At 35.1% G+C, this 18,053-nt stretch carries 19 protein-coding genes, 1 tRNA gene and 1 pseudogene; 10 read left to right on the top strand and 11 right to left on the bottom strand.

Annotation, left to right across the window (positions count from 1 at the left end):
* Positions 1 to 52: 52 nt before the first annotated feature.
* The 10 genes and pseudogenes from SAUT_RS11560 to rsmH form a co-directional block, all read right to left on the bottom strand.
* Positions 53 to 253 (bottom strand): annotated as a pseudogene (locus SAUT_RS11560) (ATP-binding protein); the annotation flags it as partial.
* Between the two features lie 99 nt (positions 254 to 352).
* Entirely contained in the window at positions 353 to 2,380 is a 2,028-nt protein-coding gene (locus tag SAUT_RS04350; RefSeq protein WP_013326656.1) for a bifunctional DedA family/phosphatase PAP2 family protein, read from the bottom strand.
* A 96-nt stretch (positions 2,381 to 2,476) separates the two neighbouring features.
* On the bottom strand, positions 2,477 to 2,560 hold the full coding sequence (locus SAUT_RS11640) for an LPXTG cell wall anchor domain-containing protein (protein WP_425358061.1): 84 nt from the start codon (positions 2,558 to 2,560) through the stop codon (positions 2,477 to 2,479).
* 85 nt (positions 2,561 to 2,645) lie between these two features.
* Positions 2,646 to 2,909: a BrnA antitoxin family protein gene (locus SAUT_RS04345; protein WP_013326655.1), complete on the bottom strand. Its 264-nt coding sequence runs from the start codon at positions 2,907 to 2,909 to the stop codon at positions 2,646 to 2,648.
* Positions 2,902 to 3,201, bottom strand: a complete 300-nt coding sequence (locus SAUT_RS04340) for a BrnT family toxin (RefSeq protein ID WP_013326654.1) — start codon at positions 3,199 to 3,201, stop codon at positions 2,902 to 2,904. Before SAUT_RS04340 ends, SAUT_RS04345 begins: the two co-directional genes overlap by 8 nt.
* Before the next feature lie 376 nt (positions 3,202 to 3,577).
* Positions 3,578 to 3,654, bottom strand: a tRNA-Ile gene (locus SAUT_RS04335).
* A 64-nt stretch (positions 3,655 to 3,718) separates the two neighbouring features.
* Positions 3,719 to 4,156 carry a globin domain-containing protein gene (locus tag SAUT_RS04330; RefSeq protein WP_013326653.1) on the bottom strand — a complete coding sequence of 146 codons (438 nt, stop codon included), beginning with the start codon at positions 4,154 to 4,156 and terminating at the stop codon, positions 3,719 to 3,721.
* Between the two features lie 2 nt (positions 4,157 to 4,158).
* Entirely contained in the window at positions 4,159 to 7,260 is a 3,102-nt protein-coding gene (locus tag SAUT_RS04325) for an efflux RND transporter permease subunit (RefSeq protein WP_013326652.1), read from the bottom strand.
* A 9-nt stretch (positions 7,261 to 7,269) separates the two neighbouring features.
* A complete protein-coding gene (locus SAUT_RS04320) occupies positions 7,270 to 7,548 on the bottom strand; it encodes a hypothetical protein (protein ID WP_013326651.1) in 279 nt (92 codons plus the stop codon).
* Positions 7,545 to 8,471, bottom strand: a complete 927-nt coding sequence (rsmH, locus tag SAUT_RS04315; protein WP_013326650.1) for a 16S rRNA (cytosine(1402)-N(4))-methyltransferase RsmH — start codon at positions 8,469 to 8,471, stop codon at positions 7,545 to 7,547. Before rsmH ends, SAUT_RS04320 begins: the two co-directional genes overlap by 4 nt.
* A gap of 108 nt (positions 8,472 to 8,579) precedes the next feature.
* Between rsmH and SAUT_RS04310 the strand changes: the two genes are divergently transcribed.
* The 10 genes from SAUT_RS04310 to cobA all read left to right on the top strand — a co-directional run bounded on the left by SAUT_RS04310 (position 8,580) and on the right by cobA (position 17,561).
* Positions 8,580 to 9,569 (top strand): response regulator, encoded by a 990-nt coding sequence (locus tag SAUT_RS04310; protein ID WP_013326649.1) that lies wholly within the window; start codon positions 8,580 to 8,582, stop codon positions 9,567 to 9,569.
* Positions 9,570 to 9,783: 214 nt separating this feature from the next.
* Complete coding sequence (locus SAUT_RS04305) at positions 9,784 to 10,110, top strand: hypothetical protein (protein WP_013326648.1); 327 nt, start codon at positions 9,784 to 9,786, stop codon at positions 10,108 to 10,110.
* A 42-nt stretch (positions 10,111 to 10,152) separates the two neighbouring features.
* Positions 10,153 to 10,806, top strand: coding sequence for a c-type cytochrome (locus SAUT_RS04300; RefSeq protein ID WP_013326647.1), 654 nt, complete (start codon positions 10,153 to 10,155; stop codon positions 10,804 to 10,806).
* Complete coding sequence (locus SAUT_RS04295; protein WP_013326646.1) at positions 10,796 to 12,244, top strand: cbb3-type cytochrome c oxidase subunit I; 1,449 nt, start codon at positions 10,796 to 10,798, stop codon at positions 12,242 to 12,244. Before SAUT_RS04300 ends, SAUT_RS04295 begins: the two co-directional genes overlap by 11 nt.
* Positions 12,245 to 12,253: 9 nt before the next feature.
* Complete coding sequence (locus tag SAUT_RS11340) at positions 12,254 to 12,406, top strand: hypothetical protein (RefSeq protein WP_013326645.1); 153 nt, start codon at positions 12,254 to 12,256, stop codon at positions 12,404 to 12,406.
* A gap of 58 nt (positions 12,407 to 12,464) precedes the next feature.
* Positions 12,465 to 14,102: a nitrite reductase gene (locus SAUT_RS04290; protein ID WP_013326644.1), complete on the top strand. Its 1,638-nt coding sequence runs from the start codon at positions 12,465 to 12,467 to the stop codon at positions 14,100 to 14,102.
* Between the two features lie 195 nt (positions 14,103 to 14,297).
* Positions 14,298 to 14,606, top strand: coding sequence for a c-type cytochrome (locus tag SAUT_RS04285; protein WP_013326643.1), 309 nt, complete (start codon positions 14,298 to 14,300; stop codon positions 14,604 to 14,606).
* Positions 14,606 to 15,727 (top strand): radical SAM/SPASM domain-containing protein, encoded by a 1,122-nt coding sequence (locus tag SAUT_RS04280; RefSeq protein WP_013326642.1) that lies wholly within the window; start codon positions 14,606 to 14,608, stop codon positions 15,725 to 15,727. Before SAUT_RS04285 ends, SAUT_RS04280 begins: the two co-directional genes overlap by 1 nt.
* Before the next feature lie 2 nt (positions 15,728 to 15,729).
* Positions 15,730 to 16,827: a cytochrome D1 domain-containing protein gene (locus SAUT_RS04275; RefSeq protein ID WP_013326641.1), complete on the top strand. Its 1,098-nt coding sequence runs from the start codon at positions 15,730 to 15,732 to the stop codon at positions 16,825 to 16,827.
* Positions 16,827 to 17,561 carry a uroporphyrinogen-III C-methyltransferase gene (cobA, locus tag SAUT_RS04270; protein ID WP_013326640.1) on the top strand — a complete coding sequence of 245 codons (735 nt, stop codon included), beginning with the start codon at positions 16,827 to 16,829 and terminating at the stop codon, positions 17,559 to 17,561. Before SAUT_RS04275 ends, cobA begins: the two co-directional genes overlap by 1 nt.
* On the opposite strand, the gene SAUT_RS04265 is transcribed toward cobA, so the two are convergent.
* Positions 17,562 to 18,047, bottom strand: coding sequence for a tetratricopeptide repeat protein (locus SAUT_RS04265; protein WP_013326639.1), 486 nt, complete (start codon positions 18,045 to 18,047; stop codon positions 17,562 to 17,564). It lies immediately after the preceding gene.
* Between the last annotated feature and the right edge of the window lie 6 nt (positions 18,048 to 18,053).

The following is an 18,053-nucleotide window of genomic DNA, read 5'->3' as shown; positions in this document are numbered from 1 at the left end:
TCTGAATGACTCGAAGACCAAATAAAACACTTTTTCAGACTTCAACAAAGCCCTACAATTCCTTTATTATTGGAGTTTTAGATATTCTCAATCGTTTCAACATTGTAGCAAAAAAGAGTATAATTTTGTTGAAACTTACTAAAATGTGTTTTTGTACAGCAACATAAGCAGATGCAATCGTCAAATGAGTTTTTCCAACATCTGATTGTCCAAGTAATATAATATTCTCTTTGCGTTTTACAAACTCCAATGTAGAAAGTTCTTCTGTCTACCTGCAATTTACACCAACTGTAAAATCGAAATGCGCGAAGCCTGCCCTTGAGGTATATCTGTATGCATGAATGATCTGGTATTATTTTTCAAGCAATAACACCTCCGCCCCTCCATCGCTAAAATAGGAATCTCCAAAAAGATTCTCTTTGATAAAAGGTTTATTTATCTGAACAGGTTTATCCTTTTTGAAATGGGCCTTCATTAGAAGATCCTTCACTACAAAATCTCTGGCATCGTCAAGATCTTTTATAAAAACCGGTATAATGCCCCACCGTTCACCTACAATGGCATTGGCACCGGTAACATATACCCGCTTACCTTTATATAATGCATTTGTATCCCATATTTGCAATATATACAGTCTGCTTTCTTTCTTCATATTCAAACTGCATATCGGTTCTTTAGCCTGCCAGAAGATAGGTATATTGAGATTTTCATTATTGTGCAGATCTTTCCAGCCGACTTTTTTCAGAATAGGGCAGATCTCTTCTTTCTGCTCTACTGTTATAATGATATTTATCGATTGAGAGTCAAAACCAAAGATGTTTTGAGCAAACCTGTTGGAATTTATATCAAACAATGTTTTGAACTTATCGAGTTTGACTATTTTTATTTTGGGATGAACGGCAAGTTTGTAATCAACATTCAAACCAGAAAACAGAAAAAGTCCTACTCCTATGGATGCTACTGTTATACTAATTGTTTTTGCTTTACCAAAAGGTTTATCCTGCAGAAAAAACTTTTGGTAAGAGAGCCATTGTAGTAAAACAATTGCTGTAATCACCCACAAAGAACCTATCAAATATCCGCTGTAGACATCACTGATATAGTGCTCTCCCAGATATATACGACTTAAACCAATCAACAGAACTAAAATAGTTGTAATAAAAAATATGTTGATCTTGCTTTTTAAAGCATCTACATGCCGTATCAGAAGATAGCCTAAAAACCCGTAAAATGCTACAGCAATAGTCGCATGTCCACTTGGAAAGGAGTAAGATGATTCAATATAGAGTGCTGTTTCTGGCCGTGGGCGCTGAAAAACAAGTTTACATAAATACAGAAAAACAGCTGATCCCAAAACAGAAAGATAGAGTGCAACAAAGTCATTATATTTTTTATATAAAACTAAAACAATGGTAGCTGCTGCAAGAAAAAGCATAACAATATCTTTACTACCAAGATAGGTGATCCAGGTAAAGAAATTGGTTATCTCTGGTGTTCTCCATCCCACCATGAGGTTGGCAACAATGTGATCAACATACACAATTGGATCCTGAGTAAGAAAATCTTCGATAATACCAGTAAAAAGAGCAAGTACAAAAACCAATGCAACACCAAGCAGTGTAAGCGGCAAGCCATAAAATTCTGTTTGATCAAAACGACTTTTGATGAATACTGCGGATTTAGGATGGGCTTTTATTATTCCTGATACAAAAGGATTTCGTAAAAAAGAGTGGCACAATGAGAGCAGTACTATTTTGGCTGAGTGTGCATTGCTTACAACAAACTGTTTTAAGAGATATAGCAGGGCTAAAAGAAAAATGAGTATAGCTAGGACAGTGATCGTACGACCCAGCCATATTTGTGCAAGGACAAGTGATGCAGAGAAAAGATATCCTATGCCAATAACTTCAAAGCTCCAGCCAATTGTTCCAAAGAAATCCCAAAATAGGAATTTACTTTGTTTCATTTTCACAGAACCTGCAAGAAAAGGCACACTTTCTTTTAATCCGGGTAAAAAACGTGCTAAAAAAACAGACTTTGCCCCATGTGTATTTAAAAACTTATGAGCTCTACTAAGTTGCTCATTGGAAAAAGGCATCCATGTTTTACCCAATAGTGCAGTACCATAATGTTTACCGATATGATAGTTGGTAATATCTCCAAGATAAGCTCCTGCTACTGCAAACAGCAGCAGTGATGTAATATCAAAATATCCCTGCCCCGCCAGAACACCGAGAAGAAGTAGGAATGTTGATCCAGGTAATAAAAAACCAAGACCGATCAGTGTTTCACTGAATGCTGCAAAAAAGACCACCCATACAGCATAATGCTGAAAATGCTCAACAAAGGGTAAAATAGAATGGTTCAGTATATCTGACATTTGATGATCCGTTTTTTCTAATTTCTGCAACTATATAAACTGTAAAATGATATACTCAATAATCACTTTATAGATGTTGAGTCAACTCATATTTTTTTACACATTCTTTTTTCTTCGTATCCATACAAAAGTCATTAAAAGTAGCAGAGCAAGTGGCATACCCAGTGCAACCGGCCAGATTCTGGAAGTGGAATGTCCCCAATAAACTAAACAAACTTTAATTCAGTAATTGCATTGACAATAAACTGATTCTCAAAAATTATCACTAAGCAGTTTTAAGAGCGTTAGTTAAAAACATTTTAATAAGCGATTGATAAGGCACATCCATCGCATTAGCTTTAACTTTTAACTCTTCTATCATATCTACAGGCAGACGAAGAGATATACTTTTAGTTGTCTTTTTTAGATGTGAGAACCTAACAGGCTTTGCTTGTTCCATATCATAATAGTCAGTCACATCATGCTCATCCCAAAAAGCTGCCTCTTCTATTTCATTTTTAAATTTAGGTAATGTTTTAAGCTTATTCATAAATTATCCTCTCTTTTTTCCTCATAGCTCTTGCAGAGATTACTCTGATTTTTTTCTCTCGTAAGGTAAAAATAACTGTAATCAAATCATCAAAATCATTCTTCCCTAACGCTACACATCTACACTCACCAAGGGAGTTTTTAAAATCCTCTACAACAAGTAATGGCTCATTAAAAAATATCTCTTCAATTGTTGTCCACTTCAGTCCATGTTTCTTTTCATTTTTATGGGTATTTCCTTCATCCCATTCAAAACCAACAATAGCTTTTGTGTCTAAACAATCAAATTCCATCTCTATCCTTGTATATTGTTATTATATACAATTCAAATTTGATTGTCAAATGCAGTTACAACTTCAACTCATATTAACCGCCTCAATCATAGCCCCATCATCATTCCGGCATAGATCATAGTAGTTTGAATATTCTCATGTTGTCAAACAAAGGATAGATAACAGTTAAATATAATGATAGGGTCAGATATGTAAAAGCCTAAAATTGGAATAGGTTGCAGTTGAAATTTATCATTTTTTTGCAACATGAATAAAAGTGTTGCTTTTTTACAAATTTTATCAAATTTATGCATATTTTTATCTATTTGTTGAAAAATATTATTGTAAAAGTAGTTTGAAAATATCTTAAATTATCGTTATTAAGAGAGTTTGTAAGTGGTGGGTTCTGAGTGACTCGAACACTCGACCGCTCGGTTATGAGCCGAGAGCTCTAACCAACTGAGCTAAGAACCCACTTTTTGTTGGTAGGTCGGAATTATACAAGGAGCTTCCTTATATAATCCTTATTATAGGAGTGTTACTGTGTATTTATCATCCAAATAGAAAATATATTTAAATATCCCCAAAATGAGTTTAATGAAGTCTCTGTAACACCCTGCTCTTTTAATTCTTTCAAAAGAGGTTTGTAAAGTTCCAGCCATGTTTGACGTGCTTTTGCATCAATTCTAAACGGTGCATGGCGGCCAACCATTTGCGGTGCACCTCTATTAGTATTAAAATATTTAGGTCCTCCGCATATTTGAATAAAAAAGTCTGCCGAGTTTACTGTTGCTTTTTCAAACTCTGCATTGTCTTGAGGAAAAAGATGGCTAATATCACTCTGCTTAATTGCATCATAATGTTTTGAAATGAGCTCTCTTATTCCTTCTTCTTTAACTTCTAGTAAAAATTCCGGTATTGGTTTTGTAACAGGCGGTCTGACGCCAAACTGTGCCCGGCTTATTTCTAAATTCATTTTTATCCTTTATTTTCTTGTGGTGCTTTAATTCTATATACAACGGCATAAAGCAGTGGAACATACAGTAAGTTCAGTACTGTTGCCCATGCAATACCGTATCCTAAAGATACTGCCATTGGTTGTAATATTTTTGCTTGGCCGGAAGCAAAGAATATGAGTGTTAAAAGGCCAAGCACTGTTGTCAGTGATGTCAGCAGAATCGGTCTGAGTCTTGTTTTAGCCCTGTTCATCAGATCTTCAGTATCTTTGGCATTTTTAATAAAATCAACCATAATGAGACCGTCATTGACAACTACTCCTGCAAGGCCTACTATACCGATGAGTCCCGGCATTGTAAGGTTGAGCCCCATAAGCCAGTGTCCAACATAAACACCAAGAAGTACTAGAGGAATAGTACTGATAACAATTAAAGATTTTTTTATAGAATCAAAGAGCCACACCAACGTAATAAAAATCAAAAATATTGCTATGAGTGCAGACTGCATCATCTCCTTTTTGTTTTTGTTATTCTCTTTTTCTTCCCCTTTTATATCTACTACAATGTCATCTTTTTTAAATTTTTGCAGTGTCGGTTCTATTTTTCTCATAAGTTCAGAGGATGTAATGATTTTTTTATCAGTAGAGGCATATAAGCTGCGCACTCTTTTTCCATCTTCTTTTTTCAATGTTACAAAACTTTGTATATATTCAAAATCACATATCTCTTTTAATGCTACATATTTATCTGAGGATGGAATCTGCAGTTCTATTGTATTTATTGAATTGATGTCTTTATCAACATTACTTTCAAGCCGTATGCGGACCAAACCTTTATCATTAAACAACTTGCCATACTCACCTTTGAGGTAATATGCTCGTAATTCATTGGAAATATCCTGTTCGGTAAAACCTAATTCCTGTCCATATCTGTTTACATGTAACTTTAACTCTTTTTCGCCTAAAGTTGCATCATCAGCTATATTAAATACACCTTTGATGCCGGACAACTCTTTTTCTAAAGTTTTGAGATACGGCACAACATTCTTGCCATTTTTAGCGCTCAAGCCAATTTCAACATCATGGGCTATAACACCGGCACCAGGAACTTTTACTACAAGTTCTTCAAAATTTTGCTTTTGATCTGCCAATTCTTTTTTAATTTCTTTAGCTATTGCTTTTGCATCTTTTTTACGAGTTTGGACACTTGGATTATATTCGATTGAGAGATAAGGGCTTATATATTTATCAAAAAAGTTTTCAGGTGCTCGCTCATGTAAATCAATAAAAATATGAAACATATTTTCACCCAGTTCAGCTCTATTTTTGGCATCCATTTTGAAACCTATTACAGACGTAACAGAGGAGACATTTTCGCCATTAATATTTTTAAGTATGATATTTTCAAGTTTTGTTACAATTTTTTCAGTATCTTTAAGTTCATTATTTATATTTACTTTTCCATATACGTAAATTTGAGTATTGTCAAAATCCGGAAAAAGCTGAAACTTGGCATTTTTAATCATCACAAATTCAAGAGAAATAATGCTCAAAACAATCAAAACAAGGGAAACATACTTTCTTCTAAAAAGAAAATGCAATGCTTTACTGTACCACACATACATTTTTTGCCAAAATCGTTTTGTAAAACTTCCTTCTTTAGAAACTTTTAAAAAATCATGCGCATGTAATGGCAGGAAATAAAATGCTTCAAATAATGAAGAGAGTAAAAGCACCGTAATCATAATAGGGATTATTTTTATAAACATTCCCATCTCACCCGTCATCAGCAGCATAGGTAAAAAGGCAAAAACTGTTGTCAGTGTTGCTGTGAGCACAGCTGGAAACATCTCTGCCGCACCATTGATAACAGCTTCTTTTCTATCCATTCCCTCTTCAAGATGCCTGTAAATATTTTCAGCAACCACTATTGCTTCATCAACAAGCATCCCCAACGCAATCAATGCCCCCAAAAGAGAAAGCATATTTAAACTGTCACCGAGTATTTCAGTGACTATAAGACCTATCATAAAACTTACAGGGATTCCTAAAGCCACGACAAAAGCAATACCTCTATTTATAAAAACAAGCATGGCCAAGAAGACAAGCATTAAACCAAATACTATATTTGAAAAGACAGTATTCAAGCGGTTTTTAATCCAGACAGATGTATCTGTATAAATATTATAATCCAAGTCAGAATGTTTTGCTTCTTGTTTTTTTAAAAGATTTCTTATCTCTTTTACTAAAGCTATGGCATTACCGTTTTCACTTTTTGTTACATTAATAGAAACATTTCTCACACCATTGTAATGAGAAAGTTCTACTTCATCGCTCAATTTAAAAGAAACCTCTGCAATATCACCTATTTTAACCTTTTTTCCACCTACAGCTATGAGTGTATTGGCAACCGCTTCTTTTGTTTTTTCACCATTATATGTCGAAATATAAAGATGATTTGCTTTTTGCTTGATAGTTCCAATAGGAAAAATTGAGCTTATTTTAGAGAGCTGTGCTATGACTAATGTTGAGGAAAGTCCATAAGCTCTTATTTTTTGAAGGTTAAGTTTTATATCTAACTCTTCTTCCGCATCACCGCGAATTGTTATATCGCTTAAATCTTTAAACTTACTCAGCTCAGTTTTGAGTTCATCTGCACGTTTAAGTAACATCTCTTTTGATACATCCCCTGAGAGGGCTATTAAAACAAGAGGAAATGCATGTGTTTTAATTTTGGCAACAGGTTCATTCATATCTGCAGGCAAGTCTTTTTTAACACTGCTGACAACATCTTTAACATCATTGAGCACCGTAATGTTGTTTGAACCATTTTTGATATCTGCACTGATAATAAATGAGCCGTTTTTTATACTGCTTTTTATCTCTTCAAGCTCATCAATATTTTGCAAATCATCTTCAATAGTCTGCACAACCATCTTGTCAAGTATATCAGCCGATGTTCCTGCATAAGCGCCTTTTATGGTTATTTTATCCATATTCATAGGTGGGAAAATTTCTTTTGGAATATTTATGTATGCAAAGATGGAGAGCATAAAAATAAATAGTAATAATATATGATTTAAAAGCGGTTTATCTATAGCAAACTCTATAAACTTACGAATCACTGTAATTCCTTAAAAGAGTGTATCAAGTATTTGATTTTTAAATTTTATCGACTCAACAGAGGCACTGATGAGTTTGTTCTCTTCTTTAAGCGTATCATACTCTACTTTCAATTTTGCGATATCTCTACTTTTAAAGTAAATCTGCTGTGTAATATAAATCTTAGGAAACGCAAACATTGCTATAAATGTTAATACAAGTAACATATATAAAAAGTAATTGAGTCCTAATTTTTGTTTTGATGCTACTAATGTGTCAAGTTCATCTAATAATTCGTTCTTTTCACTCATTTTACATCCATTTGAAACAGACGCATTTTTGCACTACGGCTTCGTACATTCTCTTTAAGCTCATCTTCCTGTGCCATAATAGGTTTTTTAGTTAAAATTTTTCCCAACTGATGGTTGTTTCCACAACTGCAGCGAAACGCTTCGGGAGGACAAATACATGATTTTGACCACTTTGAAAATTCTTTTTTTACAATTCTGTCCTCAAGTGAATGAAAAGATATAATGGCTACTTTTGCTTCTGGCAGTTTTGCTTCTTCTATACTTTGCAGAAGTGATTTAAGTTCGCCAAGCTCATCATTTACCTCTATACGAATCGCCTGCATAAGAAGTGTTGCAGGATGAATCTTTTTTCCTCTAGACATATGTGGTCTTACTGCTTCGCTTAACTCTTTTGCCGAAACAAATGGACGGTTTTGCACAATAACATCTGCTATTTTTTTATAGTTTCTGAGTTCTCCATATTCTAAAAGTATTCTTTCCAATTCAGTTTTTGAGTACTCATTGACAACATTTGAAGCATTAAGTTGTGCATCTTTATCCATACGCATATCAAGATTATCGCTCTCATAAGAAAAGCCTCTCTCCTTTTGGTCAAGTTGTAAAGAAGAGACACCGATATCTGCGAGGATACCTTTTATTTCATTGGGGTTTACTTCTTGGAGTATCTCTTTAATGACAGCGGAAAAACGCCCTTTTCGTATACTAACTCTTTCTCCATACTTTTCAAGCCGTTTTGAAGAAAAATCTATGGCAGTCTGGTCTTGGTCTATTGCAATAAGTTTTATATTCTGGTTGGCTTCAAGCAGCAGAGATGAATGACCACCATAACCCATGGTACAGTCTATAACAATACCCTCTTTCAAGTCTTTAAAAGCCTCTATAACTTCTTTATATAAAACCGGAATATGTGGAATATTTTGCAAATGACACCCTATCTATAAAAATTTATTAATGATTATACAGCAAATTTGATTTAGGTTTAATTTTTTATAGTGTATGATTGAGACTTAACAAGAAAAAGGGGTCTTTTTATGATTTTACAATACCAAAATGAGCTACTCGCTTTGGCAGCAATTTTTATACTTCTACTCATTTATTTATATATCAAAAGAAAAACACTCCCTGCACAAAAAACTGCACAAGACCTCTCTCAAGAAAAAACAGCCCAAAAAACTGTAACCGATGACGTTAATAAAGTCGAAACTGTTGCGCATACGGCTCCTCAAAAAAAAGCGGAAAAACAAATAACTCCAAAACATGGAAAAATTACAAAAGATGATTTTAAACTTTTCAGCGGAAAGAGAATACTTTTAGCCGAGGACAACCTTATTAATCAAAAGGTAATTTTAGGTGTTTTAGGAGACAGCGGTATTGAAGTTGTTGTAGCAAATGACGGGCAGGAAGCACTTGACATACTGCAAAAAGACAAAGACTTTATAATTATATTAATGGATGCCCATATGCCGCAGGTCGATGGCTTTGAAGCAACAAGAATTATCAGAAAAGATTCTCAATATGATCATATAACAATCGTCGCATTGAGCGGAGACATTGCAAGTGATGACATTAAAAAGATGAAAGATGCCGGTATGAAGGAACATCTTGAAAAACCGCTAAAAATAGATGCTTTGTATGACATTCTTTATCAATATTCAAATATATCAAAAGCAGAAAAGACTTCTGCAGATTTAGAAATTCTGGACACACAAAGAGGTTTGCAAATATCTGGTAATGATGTGAACTTTTACCATGATATTTTAAAAGAATTTTTATCTACATATAGTAACTCGGCGCAAGAATTGGAAGTTTTATTAAAAAACAACAAAGCAGTCCAAGCAGATCAATTATTGCTTGACATCGTTGGTGTTTCGGCAAATATTGGTGCCGATGCACTGACTTCTTGTGCAACCGACATAAAGAATAGTATAAATAGTAATGAACCAGTAAATCTTACTGATTATAGTAAAAAACTTCAAGAGTTAATCCAAGCTATTAACAATTATTTTCTTACATGTAACTAGCTTACATATAAGAAAAAACTATTACGAATCTACACATATTAATCATTCCTTAAATAAATAATAAAATTCTTTCACGTAATGTAACACTAATTATAAAATTAAGCTAAAATCATTATGTTAGTTAATAAAATTGATTTATATCAACTTTATTAGTATCAGAAAAGACTAGAATACATATGATTCTAAAATATTAACAGAGTTCAAGGAGAGCAAAATGATAGATCCATCTATAATAAGACCAGAGATTGCATTGGATGATTTTCTACCTATATTTGTATCGTCAGCACTTGTGTTAGTTTTTGGAGGATTTTATGTTGGTATATATACTGCAGTAAAAGTTAAACTACTAAAACCATGGACTATGCTTTTTGCATACATGTTTTGGGTATTGACTGCCTATTGTTTGTATTTAATGGGAAGTTTAATGCATGTCGGGGAGTTTACTGCAAAAGCTTTAGTTGTCGCAGCAATTGGATTATTTTTACTTCCATTTGCCGTTTATTATATGCAAAATCAAGTTCATGAAGAAAATGAACATTGATAGTTAATATATATTTTGACAATAAATTTATAGGAGGATACAGTGGCTAATAAATCTGTATGGAGTGACAATCGTTTCTGGCAGCGTACAGCAACGTGGGTTACAGGTTTTGCATCAATTCTTTTAATTTGGTTAACGTTTGATACGTCAGCTCAAATTGCAATGGGAAATGATCAAGATTTACAAAATAAGGTGACGAAGAGGGTTCCAGGACCTACCGTTATAAATTACAAAATTACGTATGAAATGAGCGCTAAACGTGGTCATGAAGTTCCGGTGATTGGGGAAAAAGAAAAGTTTTTTGGTCGTGATGACTATTCTGAAGAAGAAGCTGGTGCTTTACTTCACTTAGGTAAACTCGGTTCACAAGCGAAAAACTGTATGGATTGTCATACACTTTTAGGAAATGGCGCTTACTATGCACCAGATTTAACAAAGGCATGGTTAGACCCAGCATGGGGACCAGATGGTGCTATGCAGGCTTTAACAGGAAAAAGTACAAAAGAAGAAGCTATGGCTGAATTCTTACAGCACCCGGACCAATACCCTACACATGCTCGTATGATGCCGGATTTAGGCATAACAGCAAAAGAGGCTAAAGGTTTAGTTGCATTCTTGAAACATATGTCATCTATAGACACAAATGGCTTTCCAAGAAACTTTGGAAAAATAAAAGGAGCAGTTCATGGCAAGTAAATATTTAACAGGTGCCGGAAGTGAATCAAAACAGTTAGCAACATGGTATTTTACTTTTGCAGCTATTATTTTTGGCGCTCAATTACTTTTTGGGTTAGTGGCAGCGATTCAGTATGTAATGCCTGGTTTCCTTTATGGGGTTCTAGACTTTTCAATTGCTAGAATTATACATATTAATGCACTCGTTGTTTGGATGGTATTTGCAATGTTTGGTTCTGTTTACTGGTTACTACCAGATGAAACAGGAATCGAAACTGTTGGTATCAAAATTGGAAAGCTTTTATTTTGGATTTTTGCAGCGGCAATCGTTGTAGTTGTTCTTGTATACCTATTTATCCAAGTAGGTCCTGCAGATGCAACAACTATCTGGTTTATTACAGAAGGGCGTGAGTATATTGAAGCACCTCGCTGGGCTGACTGGGGTATCGTTGTTGTTGCATTAGGATTTGTTGGAAATTTATTTTTAACAGGTATGAAAGGTAAGCAAACTGGTATCGTAACAGTTCTAATGGCAGATATGATTGCTTTCGCAGGTCTTTATTTAGCCGGTATGTTTTTTACAGACAATATTTCAGTTGATCAGTACTGGTGGTGGTGGGTAATCCACTTATGGGTTGAGGCTACTTGGGAAGTATTTGTTGGTGCGATTGCTGCATATGCTCTTATTACTATGATTGGCGCACACCGTAAAGTTGTTGAAATGTGGTTATGGATTGAGGTAGCTATGCTGTTTGGTTCAGGTATTCTTGGTCTTGGTCACCACTATTTCTGGATTGGAACACCTGAGTATTGGTGGGAAATCGGGGCACTATTCTCTGCACTAGAGCCATTACCGCTTGTAGCAATGTTTATCCACGTACTTTATGACTGGGGTAAAGAGACAGGTATCCAAATTGCAGAAGGCAGTGAAGGTCATTCCATTACTGGTCATACTGTTAACAACAAGCCAGCATTTACATGGGTTGTACTTAATGCATTCGGTAACTTTTTAGGTGCCGGTATTTGGGGATTTTTCCACACATTACCGCAGGTAAACCTTTATACACACGGTACACAGTTTACTTCAGCGCACGGTCACCTTGCATTCTTTGGAGCATATGCAACTATTCTTATAGGTATGATGTATATCGCTGTTCAAGGTACAAATGGCATCAAAGTACTCAAAAATACAAAAGCTTCTATTTGGGCTGTTAGTATGATTACTAGTGGTGTTGTAGGAATGGGTATCGCTCTAACAATCGCAGGATATGTACAAGTTCTTGTATCTCGTGCACAAATGGGTGCAACATGGGCAGCATACTTTGACGGACAAAGCGGAATGTGGTTTTCTCAAGCAATGGACTGGAGACTTATTATGGGTACAGTTACATTCTTAGGTTTCATATTCTTGGCAAAAGATTTACTTACTACTGGTAAAAACCCAGTACATGAAAGATAAGGAGATAAAATGTTTGAACCATTTACAGATGTTGTGCCTAGCTTTTTTGGCTGGCTCAACCAAGGTCCTTTAACGTTAACAATTTTTCTACACACTGTGATAATACTTCCAATGATTTGGATTTATTTTCAAGAGAAAAAACGTTTAGAAAACGAGAACTAGTCGGTATTGACTCCTTATTCGGAGTCATACCTAGTCATATTTTAGAAGGAGAAATAAAATGAGATTAAATAAATTAGTTACATCAGTAGCAGCTTTAGCAGTTGTCAGCTCAGGTCTATTTGCAGGCACTTCACATATGAATGTTGCAAAAATGTTCGAAAAAGAGTGTCAAGGGTGTCACGGTCCAAACCATGAAGGTGGTGTTGGTGCGGATTTACGTCCAAATAAAATAGCTAAGAAAAATGCTTATACTTTATCAGAGGTCATTCTCAATGGTCGTCCAGGTACGGCAATGCCACCATTTAATGAAAAGATGAATCAGGCAGATGCTCAAAAAATGGTTGATTATCTTCAACATTTTAAAGGCAAAAAAATGTCTGTTCTTTCAATGGAAGCTGTAAAAGCTGGTTGGAAAAAACTCAATGATAGAACTGCATTATTGAAGAAATATCCACATGCTGTTGATGTTAAAAAAGTCACAGACATTTGTTTTGTAACTGAAAGAGATGCAGCACGTGTTGTTTTTATTGATGGAACAAGTGGTAAAGTTTTATCTAAACACCCTGCCGGTTTTGCTGTACACGTAACTGTGACAAATAAGCGTCAGCCACGTTATGCTTACTCGATCTCTCGTTCAGGTTTAGTAACAATGTTTGACCTTGCTTCAAAAGGGCAACAAAAAATTGCTCAGGTACAAGTTGGTTCTGACTCTCGCGGTCTGGCAGTTTCACCAGATGGTAAATACCTTATGGCAGGAAACTATGTACCGGGTGGAGCAATTCTTATGGATGCAATGACTCTTGAGCCATTAAAAGTTTATCCTACTTCATCTGTAATTAATATGGACGGAGACATCGGTTCATCTCGTGTTGCAGGTATTTATGACACTCCATACGGACCATATATTGCATTTGCTCTTAAAGATGCGGGACATGTGTATATTGTAGATTATTCTAAACCTAATTTCCCAATCGTTGGAGATATTCCAAATATTGGTAAAATTCTTCATGATGGTTTTGAAAATGAGGGTAAAGAGATTGGTCGATACTTAATGCAAGCATCACAAGGTTCTGATGTTATGGGTGTAGTTGACTTTAAAACTAAATCTTTAGTTGCTAAAGTTTACACTGGTCCAGGAAGCAAGCCGCACCCAGGACAAGGTTCATCTTGGTATAATGACAGATATGGTCAGCTTTATGCTACAAACAGCATGAATGTTGGTGATGTTGTTATTTGGGACAGCAACTGGGATGTTGTAGCTCATGTTAGAACTGCAGGTGGTGGTCTTTTTGTCGGTACAAGTGAACATACACCATTTATCTGGTCTGATAATGTTTTAGGTGGTCCGGACAACTGGAATAAAATTCATCTTATCAATAAACAAACTTTAGAAGTTGATAGAATTTTAACTGTTGGTACTAAACAAGGTACTATCACTGATCCTGTTACTCATAAACTTCTTTACAAATGGAAAGTTCCAACTGTAAAAAATAAAAAAGGTAAAGTTGTAGTTCCTCGTATCTTACATGCTGAACCTGCTAACCATGGTCACTGGACAATGGTTTCTGAGTGGAATGCTGGTCGTATCGGTATTTATGAAGCTAAAACTGGTAAATTTGTTAAATACATTAAAGGTTTAACAACACCTACTTTTACTTACTCTATCGAGCATAGACAATCTATTCCTGGTGCATAAGCTGCACTTCTAATTTCTCCCCCTTTCGGGAGAAATTTTCTTCAAATTCTTCTTCAAAACTAATAATTTTATAAATAATTCTTATATTCTTTTTCCTAAACGAACTCCTATGAAATTACGAAATTTTCGGCTTTCTAAGCTATATTTCAAGCTATATTTTGCTAGAATATATATACTAAAAAGAAAGAAGTACAAATGAAAAAAATTACAATTTTAATAGCTTTGCTCTTCTCTTTTGCTTCTGGGCATGACTCAGACGGCAAAAAAGTTTTTCAAACCTACTGCTGGGGATGCCATCATCAAACAGCAATGGCTTTTGGCCCTCCATTTTCTCAAATTGCAGCAAAAAGAAGCAAAGCCGAAATCGAAGCCTACATCGCTTCCCCAAAATCCATGTATAAAGCTTTCGGCTATAAGCGAACGGTTATGACACAGCTGCATCTCAATGCAAAAGAGCTGGATGCCATCAGTGACTATATTCTCTCATATAAAGGAAAAAAATAATGTTTAGATTGTCAAATCTCATATCTTCCGTTGTCGAAGATAAAAAAGAGAGAGTTTTAGACGGGAGCATTGCTATATGGAACTTTACAAACCGCTGTAATCTTTCGTGTCTGCACTGTTACTCCAAGTCAACTTTGGATGAAGTAGATACTTTAACAACCGAGCAGATTAAAAAAACTATTTTAGAGATGAAAGACAACGGCGTCAAATTTATCATATTCTCAGGCGGAGAACCGCTTACAAGAAAAGATTTGTTTGAAATAGCTGATTTTTGTAAAGAAAACGGTATTATTACCTATCTTTCCAGTAATGGTCTTTATTTTACAAAAGGCAATATTAAAAAAATTACAGATACCTTTAACTATGTCGGCGTAAGTATAGACGGTGATGAAGCAACACATGATTATTTTAGAGGTCTTAAAGGCGCTTTTAAAGAGACATTAAAATCTGTTTTACTAGCCAATGAAACAGGCGCAAAAGTCGGCATACGATTTACAATGACAAAAGATACAATCGACTCACTCGAGTATATTTTTGATTTGGTCGAAAAACATAACATTCCAAAAATATATATTTCTCATTTGGTATATTCCGGGCGAGGATTAGATAACTTAAAAATGGACTTAACAAAAGAGCAAAGAAGAAAAGCAGTTGATTTTATACTAGACAAAGCATTTGAGTATTATGATACCGGACGTGACATAGAAATAGTAACCGGCAATATGGAAATGGATGCTGTTATGTTTTTAAATAGATTTGCACAAAAATATCCACAGCTCAAAGATAAAATGAGGGATAGACTTGTCAAATGGGGCGGAAATTCCGCAGGACGTAAACTTTTAAATATAAACAGTGAAGGAGATGTACGCCCTGACCCGTTTTTTCCTTTAATAGTAGGAAATATTATCAATCAGGATTTTGGCGATATCTGGCAAAGCGGTCAACTCTTAGATGAACTGAGAATTCATCCAAGAAAACAAATCAGCGGTATCTGCAGTACATGTAAGCAGATAGACATATGCAACGGCGGTTCACGCGCTCGTGCTTATGCGATAACAGGCGACTTATGGAGTGAAGACCCGTCTTGTTACTTAAATAAAGAAGAAAGAGAGAATATTTAACCATGATAAAAAAGTTATTACTTGGAGCTATTACAGCGACCTCATTATATACAAATGTTTGTGCACATGAAAAAGTTTTCGTAGTTGAGAGAGAGAGCAGCTCTATTGCAGTCATAGAAGACGGATTGCCGAGAAATCATATGAAAAATATGCACAATATGAACCATGGAGTTATGAAATTTTATGGAGATGATGGTTATCTTATATCACGTGACGGTTATATAATGAGATTTGATCCACGCAGTGAAAAAAAGCTCAATGAATATAAAACAAGTAAAAGTGCCATTGGTTTTGTCATTAACAAAAACTATGTAGCCGTTGCCAATTATGATGACAAAAGTGTAGATATTCTTACACGGGATTTAAAACCAATAGAAAAAATCAAGACAGGCTCACGTAACGTGGGAATAAAAATCTATAAAAATTACCTTGTTTTTTCTGAAATGGACAATGATACCATCGCCATTTATGAAAATACAAACAAAGGCAAAGGCAAACCTCATTTTAAACTTGTCAAAGAGTTTAAAAATGTTGGTGTGATGCCTTTTGATGCCATGATAAAAGGTGACAAATATATCAATGGATTTTTTCAGTCCCCATGGTTTGGTGTTGTAGACTTGGACACGCTCAAGTTTGAAAAAATTCAGCTCAAACTCGATGACAGAAAACCGGTACTTAAAGTTCCACACTTTGGATTTTGGTCTATCAGTGATTCTAAAGTATTTATTCCCGCAGTAGGTGACAATAAAGTTTTTGTCTACACGCCGGATTTTAAATTTATTAAAGCTATTACAACAGAAGGTTTACCAGTATTTACAGCACTCTCTCCTGATAAAAAATATTTGGCAGTTACATTCAGCGGTAAAAAGTTTCCTGTTATTCAAATTATAGATACAAAAACATTAAAAGTTATCAAAAGATTTGAATTTGACGGAAAAGTATTACATGTAAGATGGTCTCAAGAAAAACCTGAACTATATGTCTCTGTAAATGACACAAATAAAGTGGCAGTTTTAAATACAAAAGGATGGTGGTTAAAACGTGAAATATTCACAATACAAAAACCATCAGGAATTTTTATCTATGAGGAAAGTAAATAATGAGTAGAGTATACTTAACCGGAGCTGGACCTGGGGATATAGAACTTTTAACTATGAAAGCACACAGAGTTATTACAGAGGCTGATGTTATAATTTATGACCGTCTGGCAAATCCGCAATTACTCGAAATGGCAAAAGACGGATGTGAATTTGTATATGTCGGCAAAGAGGATGGCAGACACACTCTTCCTCAAGATGAAATAAATGAGGTTATATATCAAAACGCGCTTAAACATAATGTTGTCGTACGTTTAAAGGGTGGAGACCCTTTTGTATTTGGACGCGGCGGTGAAGAAGGTGCCTATCTTCAAGAAAGAGGTATCAAATTTGAAATAATTCCGGGAATCACATCTGCTGTAAGTGTACCTGCATATGCAGGTATCCCTGTTACACATAGAGGAGTTGCCGTCAGTTTTAGAGTTGTAACCGGGCATGAATCACCAAATAAAGAAACATCACAAATTCCATGGGAAAATTTTAAAACAGATGACACGATTGTCTTTCTTATGGGACTGCACAATCTCAAAAAAATATCTTCAAAATTAAGAGAAATAGGAAAACCTAAAGAGTATCCATGTGCTGTAATTTCACGAGGTACGACAAAAGATCAAAGTGTTGTTGTCGGCACATTAGAAGATATTGTGCAAAAAGCCAAAGGAGTACCTACTCCGGCACTAATTATAGTTGGAAAAGTTGTTCAACTTAGAGAGCAACTTGATTGGTTTAATACATAGTTAATAATTTTGTAAATTATACTCTTTCCACAATATAGAAGCCTCTTGGCTTCCGGCTTCAATCGCTTTTTTTGCCCACTGCTTCGCTTTTTTGAATTTTTCTTGCTCTACATAAATTTCACTCAGTAGATAATATGCGCCTATATCACCCTCTTTTGCATTTTGTTCAAGCCATAAAGCAGCTTTATCAAAATCCATTGCCTGCATGTAAATACGCCCCACATTTTGCACAGCTTTTTTGTGTCCTGCTTTGGCAGCAACTTCCAAAAGCTGGGCTGCCTTTGAAATATTTTGATCTACTCCGTAACCGTTATAATACATCAGTGATAAATTATAGGTTGCATTTATGTTTCCATGCTTGGCTTTTGTATCCAATATACTGAAAGCTTTTTTATAATTTCCTGCATTAATTGCATCCATCGCAGCATCAGAGGATGCATACAGGATAGATGTCAATAATAGAAGTATAGTCATTAATTTTTTCATGCTAAT

The sequence above is a fragment of the Sulfurimonas autotrophica DSM 16294 genome (genome assembly GCF_000147355.1).
Classification (GTDB): domain Bacteria; phylum Campylobacterota; class Campylobacteria; order Campylobacterales; family Sulfurimonadaceae; genus Sulfurimonas; species Sulfurimonas autotrophica.
This window is presented reverse-complemented; position numbering and strand designations above follow the sequence as displayed.